Raw genomic sequence first — 24,645 nt, 5'->3', positions numbered from 1 at the left:
ATTAGGTCTCCCTAAACCGTCGCAGACGCGACACTCGTGATCGTCCGGCTAGTCGGTCGCCCCGGTCAGCGATTCGAGCAGGTGGACCGCGGGTGCCGGCGCCAGCGGCTCGTTGGCGTTCCCGCAGTGTGGCGACTGGACGCAGGCCGGGCAGCCGCCGGCGCAGTCACAGCCGTCGATCAGCCGTTCGGTCCGCGAGAGCAGGGGTTCGATCCGCTCGTAGCCGCCGCGGGCGAGGCCGACGCCGCCGGGGTAGCCGTCGTAGACGAAGACGGTGCTCGCGCCGGTGTGGGGGTGGTGTGGCGTCGAGAGGCCGCCCACGTCCGCCCGGTCACAGAGGAGATGGAGGGGAAACAGCGAGATGAGGCCGTGTTCGGCGGCGTGGATGCCGCCGGGGAAGTCGCCGAGCGCCCGCATCTCCGCCTCCACGTCGCCCGGAACGGTGAAATACAGCGCCGTCGTCCGCAGCGTCGTCTCCGGCAGGTCGAGCGTCTCGCGGCCGAGCGTCTCGCCCCGGCCCGCATCCCGGCGCTCGAACCCCGTCACCCGTTCGGTGACGGTCACGTCCGCGAGGTGGACCGCGGTGTCCGGGCGGGCCGACAGCGCCGTCGACTCGCGCTCGCGCTCGACCGCGACCGACTTCTCGGTCAGCACCCGAGTGTAGTAGTCCGCCCACGTCGCCTGGAGGGTCGCGACGTCCCGGTCCAGGTCGAGGTCCGTCACCTCGTAGGACTGTCCCTGGTGGTGGTAGATGGCGCCCGGATGGGCGTCCCGGAGGGCGTCGTCGAGTCCCAGGGTGGCGATCACGTCGCCGTCGGCCAGCAGGTCCACCTCGCGGTCGTCCACGCTCCGGAGACTCGTCGCCTGCTGTGGGCTTCCCCCGCCGGCGTGGGTCCAGCGGACGCCCGCGTCGGTCTCCCGGCGCTCCAGTCGCCCGGCGGCCTCCAGGTCCGCCACCACGTCGGGGAAGCCGTCGCCGAAGTGTGACTCGTCCTCCCGGGACAGCCAGTTCTCCGTCGCCGCGGCGGCGACGTGGTCCGGCAGCAGGTGGTCGTTCCCGGGATCGACCGTCGCCCGCTCCGGATCGCCGTCGAAGAGCGTGTCGGGGTGGTCCATCAGGTACTGATCGAGCTGGTCCTCGCCGGCGACGAGGGCGACGAGCGCGGGATCCGACCCCCGCCCCGCGCGCCCCGCCCGCTGGAACGTCGACATCCGCGTCCCGGGGTAGCCGTCGAGGAGGACGGCGTCCAGTCCGCCCACGTCGACGCCGAGTTCGAGCGCGCTGGTCGACCAGACGCCCGCCACTCGGCCGTCGTGGAGGCCGTCCTCGACCTCGCGGCGGCGCTCGTCGCGCAACGAGGCCTGGTAGGCCTCGATCCGTCCCGCGAGGCCGTGTTCGCCCCGGTCGTGCAGGGCGTCGGCGCTCTCGGTCGCGTAGCGTTCGGCGGTCTGTCGCGCGCGGGTGAAGGCGAGCGTCTGGTGGCCCGCCGCCACCAGGTCGGCGAACAGCCGCTTCGTCTCGACGTGACTCGACCGGCGGCGCCCCGAGCCGCCCGTGCCCTCGTACTCGGGGGGGTTCCAGAGCAGCCAGTGCCGTGGCCCCCGGCCGCTCGTGTCCTCGTCGACGAGGGCGAACGACGACGCCTCGCGGCCCGTCAGGCGCGCGGCGTGTTCGACGGGGTTGCCGATGGTGGCCGAACAGCAGACGAACTGGGGGTCGCTCCCGAACCGCTCACAGAGGCGGGCGAGCCGTCGGAGCACGAGCGAGACGTGGCTCCCGAACACGCCGCGGTAGCCGTGGATCTCGTCGATCACGACGAGCGAGAGCGACGAATACAGCCACTCCCACAGCCGGTGGCCGTGCGGGAGCAGGCCGTAGTGGAGCATGTCCGGGTTCGACAGCAGGACCGTCGGTCGGCGGTCCCGGACGTCGCGCTTCTCGGTCCGCGAGAGCCGACCGGTGTAGGTGGCGACCGACACCCGGCTCCCGAACCCCAGGTCCCTCGCGAGGCCCTCCAGACTCGCGGCCTGGTCCGCGATCAGGGCGTTCTGTGGGCCGAGATACAGCGTTCGCTCCCCCTCGGCCATCGCCCGCTCGAACGCCGGCACCGTGTACGCGAGGCTCTTCCCGCTCGCGGTCGGCGTCGCCAACACGACGTCGCGGCCGTCGCGGACGGCCTCGACGGCGTCGACCTGGTGGCGGTACAGGCGGTCGACCCCGCGCTCGTCGAGCGCCCCCGCGAGCCGCGACTCCAGATCGCAGTCGGCGTAGGTCGGGTCGCGTCCCGACACCACTCGGTAGTCCGCGACCGTGCCGTCCCGCTCCCGCAGTCGGTCGACGACGTCGTCCACGCCCCCGCTCGGGCCGACGCGAACAAACCGGTTCCGGTCGACCTTTGCCCCTCGACCGCCCGGATGTGACCATGACCGACGCGGACGGCGGCACCTACACCCTGCTTCTCGAACTGTCCCGTGACGCGGAGCTGGAGGTCGGTGCGCTGGGAATCCACCGCCTCCCCGCCGGCGCCTACGCCTACACCGGCAGCGCTCTCGGGAGCGGGGGGTTCGCCCGCGTGGACCGCCACCGCCGGCTGGCGGCCGGCGAGAGCGACACCCGCCACTGGCACGTGGATTACCTCACCGGCCACCCGGCGACGGATCTGATCACCGTCGTCACGTCGGCGGGCGCGGACGTCGAGTGTGCCGTCGCCGGGCGCTTGCCCGACGGGCCGATCGACGGCTTCGGCGCCTCGGACTGCGACTGCCGGTCCCACCTCGCGGCGGCCCCGTCGCTGTCGGCGTTGACCGAATCCGTCAGGTCGGCACATCGCGACGCGACGAGAGGGTGAATCCCGACCGCTGTCGGGCGACCGGGAGCACCCGACCGTCGACGGATCCGGGCGCATCCGTCGCGGTCCGGCGCCGGATCGAACGGCGGGCCGGGCAACCCGCCACGACCCCGCGTGTCAGAGGCACCCCGGCGTACCGATGTACACCGATCGACGACTTGATGTTGTCGTGCGGCGAACACGTCAACCGCTGAAACGTGATATATAAATGCTGTGCCGGTTGGGGACGGACCCGACGGTTCGGGCCGCAGCCGGGCGTGACGCGATGACCGATCCGTCCCCGGCCGCGGTCGTCGTTCGCCGGTCCGAGACGCTCCGCGCGCTCGACGAGGGGGCGGTTTCGAAGGCGACGCTCGTCGACCGGCTCGGGGTCTCCCGGTCGACGGTCGATCGGGCCGTCCGCGAGCTGTCGACGGTGGGGTTCGTGACGTCGACTCCGTCGGGCTACCGCACCACGGCGTCCGGACGGTTGGCCGCCGAGGTCCACGATCGGTACACCCGGCGGATCGAGACTCTCGGCGAGGCCGCCCCCCTGTTCGCCGGCGTCGAGGTGGTCTTCGATCTCGACCCGGCGGTCGTCGACGGGGCGACGCTGATCGAGACGGCGCCACACGCGCCGAGTCGTCCCGTCGCGGCGGTCGCGGACATCGTCGAGGCGGCGACGCACGTGTCGGTGTACACCGGGCGGTATCTCTCCCGCCACGCGCGACTCTATCACGACCGGGTCATGGAGGCGGGGATGACCGTCTCCTTCGTCACGACCGAGCGGGTGATCGAGCGGCAGGCGGCGACCCGTCCCGGTGACATGCGCGAGGCGGTCGCGAGCGGCCGCGTCGCGATCCGTCACGTCGACCGGGACGACCCCGTGACGCTCGTCCTCGCGGAGACGCCGTCGGGCCCCGAGATGGGGCTGGTCGTCTACGACGACGGGGCCCCACGCGGGTTCCTCGGCAACGACACGCCGGCGGCGACGCGGTGGGCACGGGCGCTCCACGAGCGCCTGTGGACGTCGGCGACGCCCTTCGATCCTACCTGAGCGCGGCGTCGAGTTTCTCCACCGGCGTCGGCGGCTCCGCGTCGTAGTGGTCGCCGAGTTGCGTCCGGCAGGAGGCCCCCGGGGCGACGAGTTCCTCGCCGGGACTGTCGTCCACCTGGTCGAAGAGGATGGACCCGATGGCCTTGCTCATCGAGAAGTGTTCGGCTTCGTAGCCGAAGGACCCGGCCATGCCACAGCACCCGGAGTCCAGCGGGTCGACCGCGTAGCCCGCCCGCCGCAACACGCCGACCGCGTGGTGGTCCTTCCGTGTCGACTTCTGGTGACAGTGGCCGTGGTAGGTCAGCGAGCCGTCCGCGTCCGCCTCCAGCGCCTCGTCGAGGCGGAACGTGTCGAGATACTCCATGATCCCGTAGGCGTTGTCCGCGAGGGTATCGACGTCCTCGCCGGCTAGTAGGTCGCGGTAGTCGGACTGGAACATCACGGCGTCGGAGGGTTCGACCAACACCACGTCCCAGCCGTCGCGGACGCGGGGCGCGAGGGCGTCGACGTTCGTCGCCGCCTGCTCGCGGGCCCGGTCGAGGAAGCCCTTCGAGAACGGCGGACGGCCGCTCCCGCTCACGTCCCGTGGGATACGGACGTGGACGTTCGCCGCCTCCAGAGTCCGGACGGCGGCCTTCCCCGACTCGGGGTGGTTGTACGTGGTGTACGCGTCGGGGAAGAGCAGGGCGCGCCGGTCGGCCTCGGCCGCCGAAACCCGGCAGCCGCCACGGTCGTCGAACCAGTCGACGAGCGACTCGCGGTGGAAGGTCGGCAGGGTGCGGTCCTTCGCGATGCCGAGGGTCTTCTCCATCACCGTGCGGGCGCCGGGCACCTTCGCCGCCCAGTTCGAGAGCGGCGCCAGCGCCGACCCGAGTTCGTTCAGGCGGTCGACGTTCGCGAACAGCTTATCGCGCAGGCTGGCACCGTGTCGCCGGTGGTGTTCGTGGGTCACCTCCGCTTTCAGCTTCGCGAGGTCCACCTCGCTCGGGCAGTCCTTCGAGCAGCCCTTGCAGCCGATACAGAGGTCGAGCACCTCGTGCATGAACTCCACGTCGGTCGCGTCGGCGTCCAGGTCGCCGCTCATCGCCTGCCGGAGCAGGTTCGCCCGTCCGCGCGTGGCGGTGATCTCCTCCTGGCTGGCGCGGTAGGTCGGACACATCACGCCGCCGGTGGTCTCCTGGGGGCCCCGACAGCCGCCACAGCCGTGACAGAGTTCGACCATGCCCTGCATGCCGTTCTCGTTGTCCCACTCGAGGGCCGACGAGAAGCCGGCGTCGAACTCGTAGTCGGGGTCGAAGCGGAGGTTCTCGGTCATGTCGGCGGCGGCCGCTCGGTCGGACAGCCCGTCGGGGATCGGCTCATCGTCGGCGTAGCCACAGACCGTTCCTGGGTTCAGCAGCCAGTCGGGGTCGAAGGCACCCTTCAGGTCGCGGAAGACCCCCCAGAGCCGGTCGCCGTACAGCTTCCGGTTCCACTGGGTGCGGGCGCGGCCGTCGCCGTGTTCGCCCGAGACGGAGCCGTCGTATTTCACGACGAGGTCGGTCGCGGCGTCGGCGATGGCCTCCATCTCGTGGACGCCCTCGACGGTCTTGGTGTTGACCAGCGGCCGGATGTGGAGGACGCCCGGCCCCGCGTGGGCGTAGTAGGTGGTGAGGGTGTCGTGTTCGTCGAGTATCGCCTGGAAGTCGGCGACGTAGTCCGGCAGGTTCTCGGCCGGGATGGCCGTGTCCTCGATGAACGCGATGTGTTTCTCGTCGGTGGTCCGCCCCAGCAGGATCGGCAGCCCGGACTTGCGCATCTTCCAGAACTTCGCCCGCGTCTCCTCGTCGTGGGCCTCCATCGCCGCCCGCGCGACCCGTGGAGCGTCCGTGCGGTCGGCCGCCCCCTCGCCCGGGGTCGCCTCGGGGTCGGCGTCGGGGACGCGGTCGGCGACGAGGTCCGCGACCTTCCGGCGACCGTCGTCGTCGCCCGCGGCGTAGAACTCGACGAGCAGCACGGAGCTCGTCCCCTCGGGGAGCATCCCGACCACGTCCGCGAACTCCGCGGTGTCCCGCGCCAGGTCGAGCAACACGTCGTCCATCACCTCGACGGCCGCCGGGTCGTGTTCGAGGATGGGCGCCACGTCCGCCATCGCGTCGAGCAGGTCGTCGTAGGTCAGCAGGGCGACGGACTTCGTTTCCGGGACGGGTTCGAGCGAGACGGTCGCCTCGGTGATGATCGCGAGCGTCCCCTCGCTGCCGGCGAGCAGGCGGCCGAGGTTGATCGCCCCCGATTCGGCCTCGTCGACCAGCATGTCCAGGTTGTACCCCGAGACGTTGCGCTTCATGTCGGGGTACCGCTCGCGCACCTCGTCGGCCTCCTCGTCGACGATCCGTTCGACCGCGGCGTAGATTCGTTCCTCGACGGTTCCCTCGGGATCGGCCCCGGCCCGGAGTTCCGCCAGCGACACCTCGCCGAAGGTGGTCACGGTCCCGTCGGACAGCACCACCTCCAGTTCCTCGACGTAGGCGTCGGTCTTGCCGTACTTCAGCGAGTGGGCGCCGGTGGAGTTGTTGCCGATGGCGCCTCCGAGGACGCTCTTGTCGCCCCACGCGGGGTCGGGGGCGAACTTGAGGCTGTGGGGCGCCAGTTCCGCGTTGAGTTCGCCGAGCGTGACGCCCGGCTGTGCGCGCACCCGCCGCTCGTCGGGCTCGGCCTCGACCACGTCGGTCATGTGCCGCGAGAAATCGAGGACGACCGCCTCGTTGACCGTCTGGCCGGCGAGGCTCGTCCCGCCGCCGCGGGGCAGGATCGGCACCTCGCGCTCGGCGCAGTACTCGACGATAGCGGCCACGTCCGCGGTCGACGTGGGGAAGACGACCCCCACGGGGGTCATCTCGTAGGCGCTCGCGTCCGTGGCGTAGAGCTGTCGGGAGTAGTCGTCGAACCGCACGTCGCCCTCGATCAGTTCCTCGAGGTCGTCGACCATCCCCGGGCGATCGACGTCGTCGCTCCGGTAGTCGTACTCCCCCGACGCCGCGGGATCGTCGGCGGAGTCGCCTGTCGTTGCCATCGGCGGCCACTTGGCGTACGGCCGCTTAAATTCCGGGTACTAGAACGTCCCGGGGAACAGCACGTACCCGAACAGCAGCGTCAGGACCCCCGTGGCCGTCGCGTAGTACGCGAGCGGGATGAGCTCGTAGCGGATGACGCGGCCCTCCTCGCCGACGAGGCCGACGACCGCGAGCGCCGCGACGACGTTGTGGACGGCGATGAGGTTGCCGATGGCCCCGCCGACGGCCTGCGCACCGAGGATGATGGTACGCGGGAAGCCGATCTGGTCGGCGACGCCGTACTGGAAGGTGCCAAAGAGGATGTCGGAGACGGTGTTCGACCCCGCGAGGAAGGCCCCGAGGGCACCGACGAGCGACGCGAAGAAGGGGTAGACCCCGCCGGCGAGGTTCGCCATCGCGTCCGAGAGGACGATCAACATCCCGTCGGTGCCGGTGGCGGTGCCGGACTGGAGCATGATCTGGACCGTCGCCACCGCGAACAGCAGGGCGACGACCGCGGGGGTCACCTTCTCGATCGTCTCGCTCCAGGCGCCGACGACCTCCGCCTTCGACATCCCGTGGATGGGGATCGTCAGCAGGTGGACGGCGACGAACACCGCCCCCGGCAGGTACAGCACCGCGAGCGACCCCGACAGCGAGGTGCCGAAGATCGACCCCCACTGCAGGACGAGCGTCGACTGGAGGAACGCCGTCACCGGGTCGACGACGCGCGTGACGACGAGCAGCGCCGCGACGAGGGCGTAGGGCGTCCACGCCTTCCAGAGGGACATCGTCCGGACGACGCCGCCGTCGGCGGCGACGCCCGCCTCGCGGTCGGCGGACTCGCCGGGCTGGATCTCGCCGACCCAGTGGTCGGGCCACGAGGACTGGTCGCCGAAGTCCCACTCGTCGTCGGGGTGGAAGAAGCCGGCCTTGAGCGCGCCGACCGTGACGAACAGGCCGACCATCGCACCCATCAGGCCGGGGAACTCCGGTCCCAGGAAGTACGCCGTCGCCCAGTAGGGCACGGCGAAGGAGGCCCACGCGAAGAGGGTGAGCGGCAACACCTCCAGCGCGGGCTTGATCGAACGCTCCTCGCCGAAGAACCGGGTCATCATCGCCACACCGATGAAGGGCAGGACGGCGCCGACGACCACGTGGAACGAGGCCGCCCACACCGCGATGTCGGCCACCCAACCCTCGACGGTCATCCCCTGTGCGGCGACGGCCGAGGAGATGACCTCCACGTCGCCGAAGATGTCGATCATCCCGATGATGAGCGGCGTCCCGACGGCGCCGAAGGTGATGGCCATCAGGTTCCCGGTGAGGGCGACCACGACGGCCGCGAGCGGCGGGAAGCCGAGGCCGACGAGCAGGGGGCCCACGATGGCCGCGGGCGTCCCGAAGCCGGCCGCGCCCTCGATGAACGATCCCATCAGGAACACGAGCAGGACCACCTGGACGCGGCGGTCGTCGCTGATCGAGGCGAACCCCTGGTTGATGGCGTCGAACGCGCCGGTCCGTTTGAGCGTATAGAGCAACAGGATCGCCCCGAAGACGATCCAGAGGATGCTCGCGGCGGTGATGAAGCCGTTGACGGTGGCGGCGCCGATCCAGGTCGGCGACATGTTCCACCCGGCGTAGCCGGCGACGATGGCAACGAGCCACGCGACCGGCATCGCCCGCGTCGCGGGCCAGAACCGCCCGACCATCAGGTAGGCGATGATCGCCAGCGGCGTGATGGCGACGGCGATGTCGGTCAGCGCCATCGCACACCTCCGCCGTCGACTCGCCGATCCGTTCCACAACCGTTCGCAGATCGTTCTGGCATCGTTCCCTGCCATCGTTCCCCCCGATATATATCCATCGTTCCTCGCTTTTCGTGATGGATGCGGCGTGGCTCGGGAGCGGTTCACACGCGCCAGTCCGTTCGACTGCACCGGAAAGAAGGCGGTTTCGGGGGCTGTCGGCGGCGATCCGCCGTCCCGCACCCGAGCCACGACACACGTGTGTACCACCTGTTCATTCGTGTGTGCTGTCGTTCACACGAGTGCGAAGGCTTTTGTTTTCGTGTGCACAGGGTTCGACCATGGCCGGGGAGGAACGCCCGCGGAACGACGACGGCCAGTACGCCGACCGCATCCCGCCGGAGGCGGTCCTGGAGGTGTTCGACGAGCGCGACGACTTGGCGCGGCCGCTCACCGCCAGCGACGTGATGGAGGCGGTCGACTGCTCGCGACGGACGGCCCACAACAAACTCGAGGCGCTCGTCGACCGGGGGCGGCTGAAGACCCGGAAGGTCGGCGCGCGGAGTCGCGTGTGGTGGGTGCCGATGGCGCGGGAGTCGTCCCACCCGTCCGCCGACACCGACGACCGACCGCTCGCCGTCGCCAACGCCATTCGCGAGGCGAACCTGCCGGGGAGCGGGCCGACCCTGGAGGCCCGCCGCGAGGCGCTGTCGGCCGCCTACGACTACCTGGCGGCCCACCCCGAGGCGAAGAAGGCCGACTTCCTCCGGGACGTCTATCACGACCACCCCGCAGGCTACGAATCCCCGGAGTCGTGGTGGAACGCCATCCAGCCGGCGCTGAAGGGGTTGCCGGGGGTCGATCCGCCCGCGGAGCGGGGCCACCTCTGGCATTTCCTCGGCGGCGACTGATCGGTTCGTTTTTCTCGGGGGATTCCCGAGTCGCCACCGATGGGAACACCGACGCCCAGCGACCGCCGGACGTCACGCGGCGGGGGTCGCCGTGGTTGACGACGACGCGGGGGCGACGGAGCCGAGCGACGACGACGCCGAGGCTCCGGTGTACGCCTCCGCGGTCGAGGGCCGCCAGTACCGGGGAACGTGGTACTGCCCGCTCCCCTACGACGACCTGGATCGAGCGCCCGAGACGGTCGACTACCCCGACCGCGGGACCGGCGGTGCCTTCCGCTTGGCCGAACTGCCCCGCGTGCCCCGCGTCCGCCACGTCGTCGGGCCGAGCGCCATCATGCTCGGCGCGTCGCTCGGGAGCGGCGAGACGCTGTTCTGGCCGGGGCTGATCGCTCGCCACGGCTGGGGGCTCTACTGGGCGTTCTGGGTTGGCGTCCTCACGCAGTTTTTCGTCAACACGGAGCTCCAGCGGTGGACGCTCGCCACCGGCGAGAGCGTCTTTCGGTCGTACGTACGCGTCCACCGCGCGTGGCCGTGGGTCTTCCTGGTCGCCGGTCTCCTCAGCCTCGGGTGGCCCGGCTGGGCCGCAGGGGCCGCACAGGTCGCTGCCACCGCGACCGGCCTCGCCGGGTCCACACTCCTCGGCCTCCCCGCCTGGAAGCCCCTGGCCGTCGCGCTCATGCTCCTCGTCTGGGGCTCCTACCAGGCGTCGTCGGTGATGTACAACGCCGTCGAGGCGTTCCAGATCGGACTCCTCGCGCTCGCCATCGCGACGGCGCTCGCCCTCGCCGCCGTCGGCGGCGCAGTCGGCGAACTCGTGGCCCTGCCCGCGTCGCTCGGGAGCGTGGGCACCCTCCCCCCGAACATGGACGTGGCCGTCTTCCTCGGCGGCCTCGCCTTCGCCGGCGCCGGCGGCTACCTCAACCTCTCACAGAGCCTCTGGGCCCGCGAGAAGGGGTACGCCATGGGCAACTACCAGGGCCGGGTCCACAACCCGTTCAGCGGCGACGACCCGGAAGCGATCCACCGGAACGGCTTCACCTTCCGCCCCACCGACCTGAACCTCCGTCGCTGGCGCGGCTGGTGGCGGGTGATCCAGGTCGAACACCTGCTCACGTTCGTCCTCGGCCTCCTGCTCGTGGCGACGGTCCTGATGGCCGTCGCCCACCGCCACGCCCCCGGCGCCGGGGCGAACGCCCTCGATATGTGGCTCGGGCGGATCGCCCCCGCCCTCGGCGGGGTCGGGGCCGCACTCGTCTTCGTCCTGCTCTTTCTCGCGCTCTTTACCACCGAGTACGCCATCGTCGAGTCGTTCGTCCGCAACTCCGCGGACGCCGTCTACGAGGCCTTCGCCCGCGAGGCGGGGTGGGACCTCTCCCGTCTGTTCTGGTGGCTGCTCACCGCCTTCACCGTGTGGGGGGTGGTCGTCATCCTCCTCTTCTCGGCGCCGCTCGGCGACCGCGGCCCCTTCTTCCTGCTCGTCGTCGGCGCCGCCCTCTCCGGGCTGATGATGTGGCCCTACACGCTCCTGACGCTTCTCGTCAACACCGGGCGACTGCCCGAACACCTCCAACCCGGTTGGGGACGGGTGGCCGTGCTCTGGTGGGCCTCGGGCTTTTACGGCTACTTCTCGGTCCTCCTGCTCGGCGAGACGGCGGTTACGGCCGGGGTCGACGCCTTCGGGACGACCGTCGGCGTCGTCGGGAGCGCCCCCGGCGGCTACGCCCTCTGGCTCGGCTACGCGCTCGTGCAGGCGTCCGCGGTGATCCGGTCGATCCGTGCGAAGCGTGCCGCGGCGGGCACCGTCGCGGCCCTCGACAGTCGGCGGGCGTTTCGGTGACGTCGGCGCCGGACCGAAGCTACAAAACGGCCGGACGCCAAACGCGTGCACATGGCTACCACGACCACCAACCCGCTATCGACGTTCGAGGACGCCCTCGACGAACTCGGGGTCGACCTCACCCGGACGACGGCCGATGCGTTCGCATCGACGCTCGCCGACATCGTCCGCGACCCCGCCGTCGGCGTCCCCCTCCCTTTCGACGTCGAGTACCCCGACGCCGTGACCGTCGACCCGACGCCGGCGGCCGTAGAGCGGGCGGCGACCGGCGTCACCCCCGCCTCGTTCGGCGTGGCCAACTACGGGAGCGTCTTCCTCCCCTCGACCGCCGACGGCGCCGAACCCGTCTCCCTCTATCCCGAACTCCACGTCCCCGTGGTCCGTGCGGACGAGGTCCTCCCCGACCTGCCCGAGGCGCTCGACCGCTTCGGCGACATGGCCCGCGAGGACGCCGCGAGCGCCGTCGTCGCCACCGGTCCGAGCGCCACCGCCGACATGGGCAAACTCGTCCTCGGCGCGCACGGCCCCGAGGCCGTCCACGTGGTGATGCTCGATGAGTAAGGGTAGCGGCGACAAGGCCGCCGAGATCAGGCGGCTGATGGCGACCGAGGGCCCCGCCATCGAGGAGAACACCAAGGGGTTCAACCGGAAGCGCCAGGAGGCGGTCGCCGGGTTGGAGAACTACGAGGAACTCCGGACCCGCGCCCGCGAGATCAAGGAGGACGCCATCGAGCGCCTCCCCGAACTGATCGAGGAGTTGCGGGAGTCCGTCGAGGACAACGGGGGTCACCTCTACGTCGCCGACGACGCCGCGGACGCCAACCGCTACATCCGCGACGTGGCCGCCGACGCGGACGCCGAGCGCGTCGTCAAGAGCAAGTCGATGACCACCGAGGAACTCGACGTCAACGACGCCCTGGGGGCCGACGGCGTCGAGGTGGTGGAGACGGACCTCGGCGAGTGGGTCGTCCAGGTCGCCGACGAGACGCCTTCCCACCTCATCGCCCCCGCCATCCACCGCTCCCAGGAGAGCATCGCCGACCTGTTCCGGGAGGTGTTCGACCCCGAGGACCCGCCGGAGACGGCCGACGAACTCACCAGCTTCGCCCGGGAGCGCCTGGGTGAACTCATCCGCGACGCCGACGTGGGCATGACCGGCGCCAACTTCGTCGCCGCCGACTCCGGGACGATGGCCATCGTCACCAGCGAGGGCAACGCCCGGAAGTGTGCCGTCGCGCCCGACACACACGTCGCCGTCACCGGCATCGAGAAAATCGTCCCCTCCACGGACGACCTCTCGCCGTTTCTCGAACTCCTCGCCCGCTCGGGTACGGGCCAGGACCTCACCGCCTACGTCTCGCTTTTCACCCCACCGGTCGACTCGCCGACCCTCGATTTCGACGACGACGAGACGCCCCTCTCCGAGCGGGATTCGAACCGCGACTTCCACCTCGTCCTCATCGATAACGGCCGGATGGCGATGCGCGAGGACGAGCAGCTCCGCGAGACGCTGTACTGCATCCGCTGTGGCCAGTGTTCGAACTCCTGTGCCAACTTCCAGCACGTCGGCGGCCACGCCTTCGGCGGCGAGACGTACTCCGGCGGCATCGGTACCGGCTGGGAGGCGGGCATCGAGGGACTGGACACCGCCGCCGAGTTCAACGACTTCTGTACCGGTTGTTCGCGGTGTGTCAACGGCTGTCCCACCAAAATCGATATCCCGTGGATCAACACGGTCGTCCGCGACCGAATCAACCGCGGCGAGGAGCCCGAGGGTGCCGACTTCCTCGTCGAGGGGCTCACCCCCGACGAGGAGCCCGGCGGGCTGGAACTCGATAAGCGCCTCTTCGGCAACTTCGAGACGCTCGCGAAACTCGGGAGCGCGACCGCCCCCGTCTCGAACTGGCTCGCCGACACCGCACCCGCCCGGTGGGCGCTCGAACGTGTCGCGGGCGTCGACGCCCGCCGTGACCTCCCCGAGTTCCAGCGGGAGACCCTCGTCGACTGGTTCGAGCGACGCTCCTCGACGGTGCCCGATCCCTCCCGGGAGGTCGTGCTCTACCCCGACGTCTACACCAACCACGTCCAGGTCGAACGCGGCAAGGCCGCGGTCCGGGCCCTGGAGGCCCTCGGCGTCTCCGTCCGGGTGCCCTCGATGCGCTCCAGCGGCCGCGCGCCCCTCTCCCAGGGGATGATCGCCACCGCCGAGAACCACGCCCACGACGTCTACGGCGCCCTCGCCGAACACCTCGACGCCGGGCGCGACGTGGTCGTCATCGAACCCTCGGACCTCGCGATATTCGAGCGGGAGTACGAGCGGTTCCTCCCCGAGGCGTCCGCCGAACGGCTCCAGGAGCACAGCTACGAGATCATGGAGTACGTCTATGGCCTGCTGGAGAACGGGGCCGACGCCGGGGCGCTCCGCCCGGGCGACGGCCACGACGTCGCGTACCACGCCCACTGTCAGCAGCGCACGCTCGGCCTCGAAGCCCACACGACGACCGTCCTCGAGGACTTGGGCTACGACGTCGCCACCTCGGACGTGGAGTGCTGTGGCATGGCCGGCTCCTTCGGGTACAAGGACACCTACTACGAGCTGAGCATGGACGTGGGCGAGGACCTGGCCGAGCAGTTCTCGACCCCCGAGACGCGCGACCGGACGGTCGTCGCGAGTGGCACCTCCTGTCTGGAGCAACTCGACGCCCTGCTCTCCCGGCCCTCGCGGCATCCGGTCGAACTGATCGCGCCACGGTAGACCCTCACTCCCGGCCGCGGCGCCACGCGCGCACCGCCGCCGCCCCGACGGCCACCCAGATTCCGATTTCGACGAAAAACGAGGGCGTCCAGAGGTAGTAGACGAAGAAGTCCCCGGGCGGCAGTTTCAGCGGCGTCGCCGGGGTCACGAGCGGCCAGACGAGAAAGACGGCGTCCTCGGGGCGGCCGTTGATCGCGACGTGGAACGCGTCGAGCGCCAGGTGTGATGCCCACCCGACCGCGACAGCCAGCCCCCGTCGCCCGGCGACCGCAGCGGGCACCGCGAGGACGACGAGCAGCGCGGAGTGGCCGACGGTGTGATAGAGGTCGACGAGTCCGACCATCGCCAAGGGTTTGTCGACGACGTCCGGGAGCGCCGCGCCGGCGACGAGCCACGCCGGGGACAGCGTCCACCGTCGGCCGAGGAGGACGGCCGCGACGAGATGGGTCGCGAAGAGCATCACCGCCCTCCCGGTGCGGGGTGGATCGGCGCGACGGGAGTCATTCGTCCGCCAGCACCCCGCCGAGGGGTCGCCCGTCCCGGCGGTCGATCACCCGCCGACCAAGCACCACCGCGGCGCCGCCGATGGCCACCCCGACCACCGTATCGCTCAGGAAGTGGGTCCCGAGGTAGATCCGCGAGAACGCGACGAGGGCGGCGACGGCCGTCACGACCCCGAACGGGAGCGCCTCGGAGCGTCGCGACACCAGCGCGTAGACGGTCACGGCCGCCGCGTGTCCGGACGGGAACGAGTGTGGCACCCCCGATCCGTCGGTCACGCACACCGGCTGTGGCGGGAACGGCCGCTGGACCAGCGCCATCAGCGCGGCGACGACGACGCCGGCGACCGCAAGCGAGACGGTGGCGACCGCGACGTCCCGTCGCCACCCCGCCAGATAGCAGAGGCCGAGCAACACGACCGCGGCCGACGCCGACCCGAGCCCCGTCACCGACGCCATGAGCTTCGTCAGCAGCGGGTGTCTGAGTTCGAGGATCACCCCCACCGCCCACGCGTCGATACCGACGATCCAGTCCAGTAGCCGCCGCGCGCCAGGCCCGGTCCGTGCCGCCGTTCCGGCGGCCGACTCGACCGAGAGCCGGACGGCCTGGCCGACCCACGCCGACTGCGTCGGGACGCCCGGCGTCATCGACCCCCTCCCGTCGACCCCTGGATCCGGCCCTGTGGCCCACGCACCCGTCCGTCCTGACTGCGTTCCGCCATTCACCTCACCCTGGGACCGCTACGGTTTACCTCTTCGCGCCGCCGCGGCGAGGACGCGGCGCAGTCGCCCCCCCACCACGGGCAGAGCGAGCGCTAGGGCGGCGACGAGGCCGACGACCGCCGCCGCCCGCCCCGTCGCCGACAGCCATAGGGGGGAGACGAAGGCCACCGTGTTGCTGACCCGGGTGGGGATGACCGTCCGTCCCGGGCGGGTCGTCGACGGCGAGCCGGCCGCCGGGCTCCGGTTCGCGAGGCCCAGCCGTTCGGCCGAGCGGCCGCCCGCGCTCTCGTCGCCCGTCCCCAGTCGCTCCACGTCGTAACTCGGGAGCCCGTCGACCCGCCAGACCACCGTCCCCGTCTCGTCGATTTCGAGGACACGGCCGCTGTTCGTATCGCCGATCAGGGTGTGGCCGTTCGGCAACCGGTCGGCGTCGCGTGGCCAGGCCATCCCCTCGTCGCGCCACGACCAGGTCCGCACCCACGACCCGTTCTCGCGTCGGTACTCGACGATCCGCCGGTTCTGCGAGTCGGCGACGAGTACCGACGGCTCCGCTCCCGGAAGGTAATCCGGGTTGTGTTGCTCGTACAGGATCCCGTGGGCGTCGTCGCGCCCGAGCGTCCACGACGCGTCGACGCCCCGACCCGGCTCGACGAACACCACGGCGTCCTGGTTGCGGAGGCTCGCCATGTATCGTCCGTCCGGGAGCCGTTCGACGTCGTTGAGATGCGTCCAGTCCCGCGGGAACTGGCCCCCGGATTCCGTGTCGAAGTGGGCCTGTGCCGGCCACTCGTAGGTCCGCTCCCCCGTCGTCGTGTTCACGACGAAGACGGCGTCGTCACGGATGTCCGCCACCAGGAGCCGGTGGGCGTCGAGTCGGTCGACGTCGTGCCACCGGTGTGGGCGGTCGGTGCGGGGGACGGCGTGGCGGTAGACGTCCCGCGTGGCGCCCGTCGTGAGGTTCACCCGCCGGACGAGCAGGTGGGTCGTATCCCCGTCGTATTCGGCACCGACGAACTCGACGGTGTGGGTCCCCTCCGGAACCGGGTCGACGTCGTGGTATCGATCCAGCGAGTTATCGAAGTAGCGGACCCGGCCGTCGGGGGCGAACGCGACGACGAAGTTTCGTCGGAACTTCTGGACCGTGATCACCGTCGTCCCGTTCGCCGGTGGGGCGACGGCTCGCCGCTCCGCGTAGGGCTGTCGGGCCTGCGACGCCGCGGCGTCGCCGGCCGCCGGGTCGCGTGCGTGTGCGACGAACTCCACCGCGACCACGCCGGCCGACAGCACCAGCACCGCGACGAGGGCACGGACGACCCACTGCCGGGTTCCGTCGGCCATGCCCGTTCGGGGGGCTGGAGACGCATAATCCCTCGTACCCACGGGGGGCAGCACGTGATTTTATGCGCGCGCCGCCCCGAGACGTGGTATGAGCACGGCGACGGACACCGGATTCGTCGACTCGGGCGAGTTGGGACCGCTACACTACGCCGGCGTGTTGCTGGCGGTCGTCACCGGACTGATCCACCTGCGACTCGGCGTCGGGTTCGCCCCGAGTCCGCTCGGCCTCTCCTTTCTGTTCGCCGGAGTCGTGTTCCTGGCCGCGGGCGCCGCCGTCGTCGCGAACTACCGCCGTGGGCTCCTCTATCGCCTCGGAATCCCCTTCACCGCCGGACAGATCGTCCTGTGGTACTACGTCAACTTCGCCGCCGGCACGAAGGCCTTCCCCGCCGACGTCGGGACGCTCGGCGCCGTCGACAAGGTCGCACAGGTGGTCTTGCTCGTCGTTCTCGCGCTCCTCCTTCGGGAGTGACTCGCGTCGCCGTCCGGCCGTCGCGGGCGGTCCGCGAACTATTAAGACCCGCCACGAACAGGAAGTGCATATGGACGGCACGCCACAGGAGATCACGACACTCGTCGGGCGCGAGGTGTACTCGAACAACGGAGTCTTCGTCGGGGAGGTCGAGGACGTCCGCCTCGACTTGGGACAGGAGTCGGTCACGGGGCTCGCGCTCGGTGAGTTGAGCCAGGAACTGTTCGCCGGGCGGATCGAGGCCGGCAAGGGCGTGATGATCCCCTACCGCTGGGTCCGTGCGGTCGGCGACGTGATCCTGATCAACGACGTGGTCGAACGCCTCGACGAGGAAGACGAGGACGAGGAAGTCGTCGCTTAACTGCCGTTCGTCGCCTCGCCCGCGGTGCTCTCGACGCCCATCGCGTCGAACAGTTTCTTGCGGACCGCCTCCTCGGCGAGCGACAGGAGCGTGTCGCGGTTGTCCTCGCTGGCCTCGATGCCCGTAAACAGGCCGAGCGGGATTTCGACGCTCCCCTGTGTCGAGTGGCCCCCCGCCTCCCCGACGTTGCCGTAGGCGTCGTCGAGGACGTTCCCGATGTTGATGCGGATGTCCTTCGAGCGGGCGGCGAGGTAGATGGTGTCGTCCGCGATGCCGAAGACGGCCGTCGTCGTGATCCCCTCCAAGTTGAGGAGGTGCTGGGCGGCCTGCGAGAGGGCGTCCCGGTCGCGGATGAACCCCGCGTTCGAGACGAGGTGACTCCCCTGGACCTGCCGGTTCTGGATGGCCTCCGCCAGCACGTCGAGCGTCTCGGGCGACATCGACGGCGATTCGACCTGTTCGAGCGTGTCGTGGTTGGCGAAGGGATAGAGATACGCCGCAGCCGTCAGGTCCGCGGGTGTGGTGTCGCGTTTGAAATCCAGCGTCTCCGCGCGAATGCCGTACAGGAGCGCCGTCGCCACCGCCTCGCTCGGCGAGAGGTCGAACTCCTGGATATACTTCGTGAGGATGGTCGACGTCGAGGAGACGTTCGGCCGTACGTCCATGAACTCGGCGCCGTACTCCGATTCGGGCTCGTAGTGGTCGATGAAGATATCGACGCCGGTGTCGAGGCCGATGTCACCCGACTTCATGTGGTCGACGAGCGCGACCAGGTCGTAGTCGTCGAGCGACTCCGCCTCCGAGAGCGGCAGGAGTTCGATCCCGAGCAGGTTGACGAAGGCCCGGTTCTCCTGGTGGCCGATGTCGCCGTGATAGAGGATGTCGGCCTCGACGTCGTGGGCGTCGGCGATGGCCTGGAGCGCCACGGCGCTGGCGATGGAGTCCGGATCGGGGTTGTCGTGGGTGAGGATGGCGAGGTCGCCCGCCCCCGAGCGGAGGATGTCCGCCAACTGTTTGGCCTTGTACTCCAGTTCGCCCGTCTCCAGCGCCCGCAGCGCCGATTCGGCGATCACCTGCGAGGGGTTGATCACCACGTCCGCGCCCGCCTCGGTGAGTTCGTCCTCCGAGATCGGATCGGAGGCTCGCACGATGATGAACTGGTCGCCGCCACGGTCGCGGATCGTCGACACCGCGGCCTTGTTCGCCTCGACGTCCGAGGCGAGGATCAGGAGGATGTCGCGGTCGGCGACCAACTCCGCCACCTCTTCGTCACGGATGTCGGTCTGCCGTGCGTTGAGGTCCTGGTCGCGAAGCGCTTCGACGCGGCTCTCGTCCCGGTCGAGGATCAGCACGCTCTTGCCCTCCTCCGCGAGGTCTTCCGCGACCGCGTGACCGACGCTCCCACAGCCGAGGATCGCGTACGAAGACATCGTCGACACCGGGGCCGCGTTGCTCATGTGACCGACGTATCCCGGCGTTTCACTTAACCTCGTCCCTTCTTCCCACCGTCTCGAAGGGAAACGCCTTTTAGTGGCCCACGGATAGCGGTTGGCGTAGGGCCGGTAGCTCAGTCAGGTAGAGCGACGGACTCTTAATCCGTCGGTCGGGGGTTCAACTCCCTCCCGGCCCGTGCACCGAACCGCCGAGCGACGGCGAGGCGGTGAGGGAACCGGCAGGAAGGAGTTGAACTGGAGAACGCCGAGCGGTAGCGAGGCGTTCGCGTGGTTCAACTCCCTCCCGGCCCGCTTCCGCTCCGAACGAAAGTGAGGAGCGAAGCGGCTACGGAGGCCCGCCCCGTCGCCGATGGCTCGGTCGTGACCCGGTTCTCTCGCCGGCAGTGTTCGACGTCGACCCGGACACACGACGATACCGCAGCGCCCGTTCGGTCGGGGCGAGGTCGTGCCGACGGACCGACGAAGTGGCGGCGGCCGCGAACGTCCCCCGCGTCGAAAAACGAGGCAGTCGTCGACCGTGGACGCCTGATAATCGTCGCCGCCAGCCTCTTCGCGGATCCGGTCGGGTCGATGGCCAGCGTCTATCCTCGTGATGGCCGGCGGGTTCCTCATGGCGCCGATCGGGTAGGCGGACGGCGTCCCGCCGTCGGCCGACGCCTATCGGGACTCGACCGGCGCCTCAGACCACGTACTCCCCGCTCTCGTCCCGTTCGACGCCGGCCGCGTCCAAGTACGACTCCACCGTCGATCCGTCCTCCATGCACCCGGCGCCGTCGCCGGCGACCGACTGGCAGATCCGATCCCGCTCCGGGAGGACGACGACGCCGAGGACGTCGTCACTCGACGGATCGACCGTCGCCGGGGCGAGTTCGATCGTATGCAGCGTCTCGCCGTCGACGGTCTCGTGGTCGTAGATCCGAACCGGACTCGTGCTGTCGGCCGAATGGTTCGGGGCCACGTCGTCGCCGCCGACCGCCGCACCCGCACCGGCGGCCGTCAACACCAACAGTCCGACCGCCACGACCGTCGCCCCGATCCGTACCGCCATCGTCCCGCGTCTCGATTGTTCGAACATACATCCAGGTCCGACGACAGAAACATAAGAATCTGGCGTAGATATACATATTAGTACTAGTAAGCCTAATATATTCACGATATATGTAAACAAACGAATCTCGACGGTGGGTGGGACGTCGGTCACTCGCGCCCGTTCGGCTCGGTACCGGCCGACGACGTCGGACGTTCCCGATGCGAGGTGACAGCGGGTGTCGCGGGAGATTTAAGCTCGTATCGCCCCGATTCGACGTATGACGACGGGCGATCCGGATTCGGGACTCTCGATCCTCCATGTCGACGACGCCGCGCTCGGCGAGTTGGTCAAACTCTATCTCGAACGCGAGGAGTCGGTCGACTGTCGGGTTACGACGGTCACGTCGCCGGAAGCGGCGCTGGAGCGACTCCGTGACGGCGACGGCGACGACGACTTCGACTGTATCGTCAGCGACTACCGGATGCCCGGCACGAACGGTATCGACTTCCTCGGGGCGGTTCGGGAGACCCATCCCGAGATCCCCTTCCTCCTCTTCTCGGGCGAGGAGACGGGCGACGTGGCCGCCGAAGTCGTCCGTGCCGGCGTGACCGACTACCTCCGAAAGGGCGTCGGCACCGACCAGTACACGCTGTTGATCCGGCGCGTGGAACACGCGGCCGGGGCGGACGGCCGGTTCGCCCCCGAGGCGGAGACGGCGGTCGACGCGGTCGGTATCGTCGGCCCGGACGAACGGTTCGACCGCGTCGACCCCGGCTACGCCGACGTCTACGACTACGAGCCGGCGGAGGTGACGGGCAAACACTGGACGGAACTCCACCCCGAGGCGGAAGTCGAGCACATCCGAACGCACGTGTTGCCGGTCGTCGAGGAGGGCGGCGAGTGGACCGGTCGCAGCACCGGACTCCGGGCCGACGGCAGCACGTTCACCGAGTCGAAACTGGTCACCGCCCTCGACGACGGCCGTCTCCTCATCGCCGTCTCCGAGATATCGCCACGCGAATCGGACTGAAGCCGTCGGCCGCCGAGCGGTACGATGGACCAACAGGAACTTTTATGAAGGATCGGGAACTCGTTCGGATCGATGCCCCCGCACGTCGTACCCGTACGCAACTGAGTTCTCCACCGACGGGTATCGACGTTCGACCGCCGCCGCCGCCTCGCAGACACGGAATGAGCACACACCAGCAGTCAACGACCGACCGACGCACCGATCCCACACTCACCGACGGCCGATGGACGGCCGGAACGCCCGCGGCGTCGACGCCGCCACGGGCCCGGACCGCACAGCGCCAGTTCGACACCGGCGCCCGCTATCGACTCCCGAACCTCGTCGACGACGAGAACCGGGCGATGTTTTAGTCCAGGAAGTCCGGTCCGATCCGCTTCTCGTCCCGTTCCGCCCGGAGGTGGGCGGCGAAGGCCTCGCGGTCGACGTCCTTGCGCTCCCGTTCCTTTCGGTCCCGGACCGAGACGGTTCCCGCGGACTCCTCGTCGTCGCCGACGATGAGCATGTAGGGGACACGGTCGCTGTGGGCCTGCTGGATCTTGCGGCCGACCGTCCACGACCGGTCCTCGATCTCGACCCGGAAGTCGTCGAGTTCGTTCGCGAGTCGGTGGGCGTAGCCGAGGTTGTCGTCGCTGACGGGGAGGATGCGGACCTGCTCGGGTGCCAGCCACAGGGGGAACTTCCCGTCGAAATGTTCGATGAGCACCATCAGGAACCGCTCGTAACTGCCGTAGAGCGCGCGGTGGATCATCACCGGGCGGTGATCCTCGTTGTCCTCGCCGGTGTAGGTGAGATCGAAGCGCTCGGGCATGTTGAAGTCGAGTTGGACGGTCGGCCCGTCCCAGTCGCGACCGAGGGCGTCCTCGAACGCGAAGTCGATCTTCGGGCCGTAGAACGCCCCGTCGCCCGCCTCGACGTCGTACTCGATGTCGCGGGATTCGAGCACCGCACGGAGCTGGGACTCGGCGCGTTCCCAGATCTCGTCGCTCCCGACGGACTTCTCCGGGCGGGTGGCAAGCGCCACCTCGGCGTCGAGGCCGAACGTCTCGAAGACGCGGACGATGTTGTCCATCACCAGCGTCACCTCGTCCTCGATCTGGTCCGGGCGGACGAACTCGTGGCCGTCGTCGATGGTGAACGCCCACACGCGGGAGAGCCCCGAGAGTTCGCCGCGCTGTTCCTTGCGATACACCTTTCCGTCCTCGAAGTAGCGGACGGGGAGGTCCCGGTAGCTCCAGGACTGCTGGTCGAAGATGGTGGCGTGGCCCGGACAGTTCATCGGCTTCAGGCCGTACTCCTCGTCGTTCACGTCCAGCAGGAACATGTCGTCGACGTAGTTCTCGTAGTGGCCCGACTTCTTCCAGAGCTCCGTCCGGAAGAGGTGCGGCGTCTCGACGGGCTCGTACCCTGCATCGAGGTTCAGGTCGCGGGCGAAGGCCGCGAGTTCGTCGAGGATGCGTTTGCCGTTGGGATGATAGAGCGGCAGTCCCGGTCCCGTCGTCTCGTCGATGGAGAAGATGTCGAGCTCCCGGCCGAGCTTTCGGTGGTCGCGCTCCTCGGCCTCCCGGCGGCGTTCGAGGTAGGCCTCCATCTCCTCGTCGTCTGCGAAGGCCGTCCCGTACACCCGCGTCAGCGTGTCGTTGTCCTCCTCACCCCGCCAGTACGCCGAGGAGATGTTCAGGAGTTTGAACGCGCCGATCTCGCCGGTCGACTCGACGTGTGGCCCCTGACAGAGGTCCGCGAACTCGCCCTGTCGGTAGACGCTCACGGGATCCTCGCCGGCGGCCTCGGTCTCCAGGATATCCCGCTTGTACGGATTGTCGTCGTACGTTTCGAGGACGTCCGCCCGCGGCCGCTCCTCCCGTTCGATCGGCAGGTCCTCGGCGATGATCTCCTCGGCCTCCGCCTCGATGGCCTCCAGGTCCTCGCTGTCGAGGTCGACGTTCGTCACGTCGTAGTAGAAGCCGTCGTCGGTCGGCGGCCCGATGGCGAGTTTGGCCTCGGGGTGGAGCCGTTGCAGGGCCTGTGCGAAGACGTGCGCCGCCGAGTGGCGCAACACTCGGAGATACTCGTCGCTGTCCTCGGTGACGATGACGAGCTCGGCGCCGTCCTCGAGTGGGGTGGCCTTGTCGACGAGGTCCCCGTCGACGACGCCCGCGACCGTGTCGCGTCCGAGGCCCGGCCCGATCTCGTAGGCGACGTCCTCCACCGTCGACCCCTCCGCGACGGAGAGCTCCGACCCGTCGGGAAGCGTCACTACGATTTCGCTCATACCGGTCGAAGTCGGACGAGCGGAATAATACTGTCGAACACGCGGCTCCGGGCGGCCACGCAAGTTATTTTTCGCTTCCCTCACCACGGAGGACGTGTCCGCGACCCGCCCGCTCGCGCCCTCGCGCTCCCGCTGGGCGCGGGCGTGTTCGCCCTCCCGAGCGGCGTCGAGAACCTCGGCGGCCCGGCCACGCCGCTCGCCGCCCTCGTCCGCGACCCGCTGTCGACGGTGCACCCAGCCGTGGTGGTGGGAATCCCTCGGGGTCGCCGTCCTCGCCGTCGCCGCCGACTACCGCGCCGACCGCGGGATCGAGGCCCCGCCGCTCGATGCGGTCTACGAGGAGTAGAAACGAAACCGGGAAACGGCGGCGGCCCGACCCGCTCGCATGGAACGCGGCACCATCCCGCTCGATTCCCTCGACGGTCCCTTCGACCTGCAGGCGACCGTCGAGAGCGGCCAGAGCTACCTCTGGACCCGCCCGGACGGGGGAATGTACGAGCGGGACGACGCCCACGGCGGCGACGCGTGGTACGAGACGGTCGTCCCGCGGCTCGACGCCGTCGGCAACGAGCCGGCGGTCGTCCGGGTCCGCCAGACAGACGGGCGACTGGAGTGGGAGTCGACGACCGACGCCGTCCCGATCCTCACCCACCTGCTCCGCCTGGACGACGACCTCGACGCCATCCTCGGGGCCACTCCGGACGATCCACTGCTCGCCCGCGCGTACGAGAGGTATCGGGGAATGCGGCTGGTTCGCGACCCGCCCTTTCCCTGCCTGATCTCCTTCATCTGCTCGGCACAGATGCGGGTCTCGCGCATCCACGGTATGCAGCGGGCGCTCGCCCGCGAGTACGGCGACACGCTTGCCGTCGACGGCCGCACGTACCACGCCTTCCCGACGCCGGCCCAGCTGGCCGCCCGTACCGAGGAGGAACTTCGGGAGCTCAAACTCGGCTACCGAGCGCCCTACGTCCGGCGGACGGCGGCGATGGTCGACGACGGCGAGGCCGCGCCGGCGGAGGCCCGCGGTCGCCCCTACGAGGAGGCCCGCGAGTACCTCACGCGCTTCGTCGGCGTCGGCGAGAAGGTGGCCGACTGCGTGTTACTGTTCTCGCTGGGCTATCTGGAGGCGGTGCCGCTCGATACGTGGATCCGCTCGGCCATCGCCGATCACTACCCCGACTGCGACCGCGGCTCCTACGCCGGGACCTCCCGGGCGATCCGCGAGCGCCTCGGCGGCGAGTACGCCGGCTACGCCCAGACGTACCTGTTTTACTACCTCCGGGCCGGCGGGGAGTAA

Annotated in this window: 21 protein-coding genes and 1 tRNA gene; 13 read left to right on the top strand and 9 right to left on the bottom strand. The window is 69.8% G+C overall.

Annotation, left to right across the window (positions count from 1 at the left end):
* Window positions 1–48: 48 nt before the first annotated feature.
* The gene (locus NO364_RS12170; protein ID WP_257627651.1) at window positions 49–2,352 is read right to left on the bottom strand and encodes a DEAD/DEAH box helicase; all 2,304 of its coding nucleotides are present in this window, start codon (window positions 2,350–2,352) and stop codon (window positions 49–51) included.
* 71 nt (window positions 2,353–2,423) lie between these two features.
* On the opposite strand from NO364_RS12170, the gene NO364_RS12165 reads away from it, so the two are divergent.
* Both NO364_RS12165 and NO364_RS12160 read left to right on the top strand, forming a co-directional pair.
* Window positions 2,424–2,849, top strand: coding sequence for a GIY-YIG nuclease family protein (locus NO364_RS12165; RefSeq protein WP_257627650.1), 426 nt, complete (start codon window positions 2,424–2,426; stop codon window positions 2,847–2,849).
* Between the two features lie 265 nt (window positions 2,850–3,114).
* A complete protein-coding gene (locus tag NO364_RS12160) occupies window positions 3,115–3,885 on the top strand; it encodes a helix-turn-helix transcriptional regulator (RefSeq protein WP_257627649.1) in 771 nt (256 codons plus the stop codon).
* Here the strand turns inward: NO364_RS12160 and NO364_RS12155 are convergent.
* Window positions 3,878–6,937, bottom strand: coding sequence for an FAD-binding and (Fe-S)-binding domain-containing protein (locus tag NO364_RS12155; protein WP_257627648.1), 3,060 nt, complete (start codon window positions 6,935–6,937; stop codon window positions 3,878–3,880). The genes NO364_RS12160 and NO364_RS12155 overlap by 8 nt on opposite strands.
* Before the next feature lie 39 nt (window positions 6,938–6,976).
* A complete protein-coding gene (locus tag NO364_RS12150) occupies window positions 6,977–8,686 on the bottom strand; it encodes an L-lactate permease (RefSeq protein WP_157690582.1) in 1,710 nt (569 codons plus the stop codon).
* A gap of 320 nt (window positions 8,687–9,006) precedes the next feature.
* On the opposite strand from NO364_RS12150, the gene NO364_RS12145 reads away from it, so the two are divergent.
* From NO364_RS12145 to NO364_RS12130, 4 genes are all read left to right on the top strand, one after another.
* Window positions 9,007–9,576, top strand: coding sequence for an ArsR family transcriptional regulator (locus NO364_RS12145; protein WP_157690583.1), 570 nt, complete (start codon window positions 9,007–9,009; stop codon window positions 9,574–9,576).
* A 91-nt stretch (window positions 9,577–9,667) separates the two neighbouring features.
* On the top strand, window positions 9,668–11,413 hold the full coding sequence (locus NO364_RS12140; protein WP_199243668.1) for an Nramp family divalent metal transporter: 1,746 nt from the start codon (window positions 9,668–9,670) through the stop codon (window positions 11,411–11,413).
* A gap of 51 nt (window positions 11,414–11,464) precedes the next feature.
* Window positions 11,465–11,974 (top strand): LUD domain-containing protein, encoded by a 510-nt coding sequence (locus tag NO364_RS12135; protein ID WP_157690584.1) that lies wholly within the window; start codon window positions 11,465–11,467, stop codon window positions 11,972–11,974.
* Window positions 11,967–14,168, top strand: a complete 2,202-nt coding sequence (locus NO364_RS12130; protein WP_257627647.1) for an LUD domain-containing protein — start codon at window positions 11,967–11,969, stop codon at window positions 14,166–14,168. The genes NO364_RS12135 and NO364_RS12130 overlap by 8 nt, the downstream gene beginning before the upstream one ends.
* A 4-nt stretch (window positions 14,169–14,172) precedes the next feature.
* Here the strand turns inward: NO364_RS12130 and NO364_RS12125 are convergent, their stop codons facing one another.
* The 3 genes from NO364_RS12125 to NO364_RS12115 form a co-directional block, all read right to left on the bottom strand.
* Window positions 14,173–14,628: a metal-dependent hydrolase gene (locus NO364_RS12125; RefSeq protein ID WP_157690586.1), complete on the bottom strand. Its 456-nt coding sequence runs from the start codon at window positions 14,626–14,628 to the stop codon at window positions 14,173–14,175.
* 40 nt (window positions 14,629–14,668) lie between these two features.
* Window positions 14,669–15,316, bottom strand: coding sequence for a phosphatase PAP2 family protein (locus tag NO364_RS12120; RefSeq protein WP_157690587.1), 648 nt, complete (start codon window positions 15,314–15,316; stop codon window positions 14,669–14,671).
* Between the two features lie 93 nt (window positions 15,317–15,409).
* The gene (locus NO364_RS12115) at window positions 15,410–16,729 is read right to left on the bottom strand and encodes an arylsulfotransferase family protein (RefSeq protein WP_257627646.1); all 1,320 of its coding nucleotides are present in this window, start codon (window positions 16,727–16,729) and stop codon (window positions 15,410–15,412) included.
* Window positions 16,730–16,817: 88 nt separating this feature from the next.
* Between NO364_RS12115 and NO364_RS12110 the strand changes: the two genes are divergently transcribed.
* Together NO364_RS12110 and NO364_RS12105 are read left to right on the top strand one after the other, a co-directional pair.
* On the top strand, window positions 16,818–17,201 hold the full coding sequence (locus NO364_RS12110) for a hypothetical protein (protein ID WP_157690589.1): 384 nt from the start codon (window positions 16,818–16,820) through the stop codon (window positions 17,199–17,201).
* 70 nt (window positions 17,202–17,271) lie between these two features.
* On the top strand, window positions 17,272–17,562 hold the full coding sequence (locus NO364_RS12105; protein ID WP_157690590.1) for a PRC-barrel domain-containing protein: 291 nt from the start codon (window positions 17,272–17,274) through the stop codon (window positions 17,560–17,562).
* On the opposite strand, the gene NO364_RS12100 is transcribed toward NO364_RS12105, so the two are convergent.
* A complete protein-coding gene (locus NO364_RS12100; RefSeq protein ID WP_157690591.1) occupies window positions 17,559–19,019 on the bottom strand; it encodes a DHH family phosphoesterase in 1,461 nt (486 codons plus the stop codon). The genes NO364_RS12105 and NO364_RS12100 overlap by 4 nt on opposite strands.
* Window positions 19,020–19,118: 99 nt before the next feature.
* On the opposite strand from NO364_RS12100, the gene NO364_RS12095 reads away from it, so the two are divergent.
* Window positions 19,119–19,192: transfer RNA gene (locus NO364_RS12095), tRNA-Lys, on the top strand.
* Window positions 19,193–19,695: 503 nt separating this feature from the next.
* On the opposite strand, the gene NO364_RS12090 is transcribed toward NO364_RS12095, so the two are convergent.
* Entirely contained in the window at window positions 19,696–20,091 is a 396-nt protein-coding gene (locus tag NO364_RS12090; protein WP_257627645.1) for a hypothetical protein, read from the bottom strand.
* 232 nt (window positions 20,092–20,323) lie between these two features.
* Here NO364_RS12090 and NO364_RS12085 point away from each other — a divergent pair, with 232 nt between their 5' ends.
* Both NO364_RS12085 and NO364_RS12080 read left to right on the top strand, forming a co-directional pair.
* Entirely contained in the window at window positions 20,324–21,076 is a 753-nt protein-coding gene (locus NO364_RS12085) for a response regulator (protein WP_257627644.1), read from the top strand.
* Window positions 21,077–21,237: 161 nt separating this feature from the next.
* Complete coding sequence (locus tag NO364_RS12080; RefSeq protein WP_157690594.1) at window positions 21,238–21,426, top strand: hypothetical protein; 189 nt, start codon at window positions 21,238–21,240, stop codon at window positions 21,424–21,426.
* Here NO364_RS12080 and thrS read toward each other — a convergent pair.
* Entirely contained in the window at window positions 21,423–23,345 is a 1,923-nt protein-coding gene (gene thrS / locus NO364_RS12075; protein ID WP_157690595.1) for a threonine--tRNA ligase, read from the bottom strand. The genes NO364_RS12080 and thrS overlap by 4 nt on opposite strands.
* Window positions 23,346–23,439: 94 nt before the next feature.
* Between thrS and NO364_RS12070 the strand changes: the two genes are divergently transcribed.
* Window positions 23,440–23,691 (top strand): hypothetical protein, encoded by a 252-nt coding sequence (locus NO364_RS12070; RefSeq protein ID WP_157690596.1) that lies wholly within the window; start codon window positions 23,440–23,442, stop codon window positions 23,689–23,691.
* A gap of 39 nt (window positions 23,692–23,730) precedes the next feature.
* On the top strand, window positions 23,731–24,645 hold the full coding sequence (locus NO364_RS12065; RefSeq protein ID WP_157690597.1) for a DNA-3-methyladenine glycosylase family protein: 915 nt from the start codon (window positions 23,731–23,733) through the stop codon (window positions 24,643–24,645).

Origin of the sequence: Haloplanus salinarum (genome assembly GCF_024498175.1) — an archaeon.
In the GTDB taxonomy this organism is placed as follows: domain Archaea; phylum Halobacteriota; class Halobacteria; order Halobacteriales; family Haloferacaceae; genus Haloplanus; species Haloplanus salinarum.
Note: the sequence above shows the minus strand (reverse complement) of the source record. Positions and strands in the feature narration are given on the sequence as shown.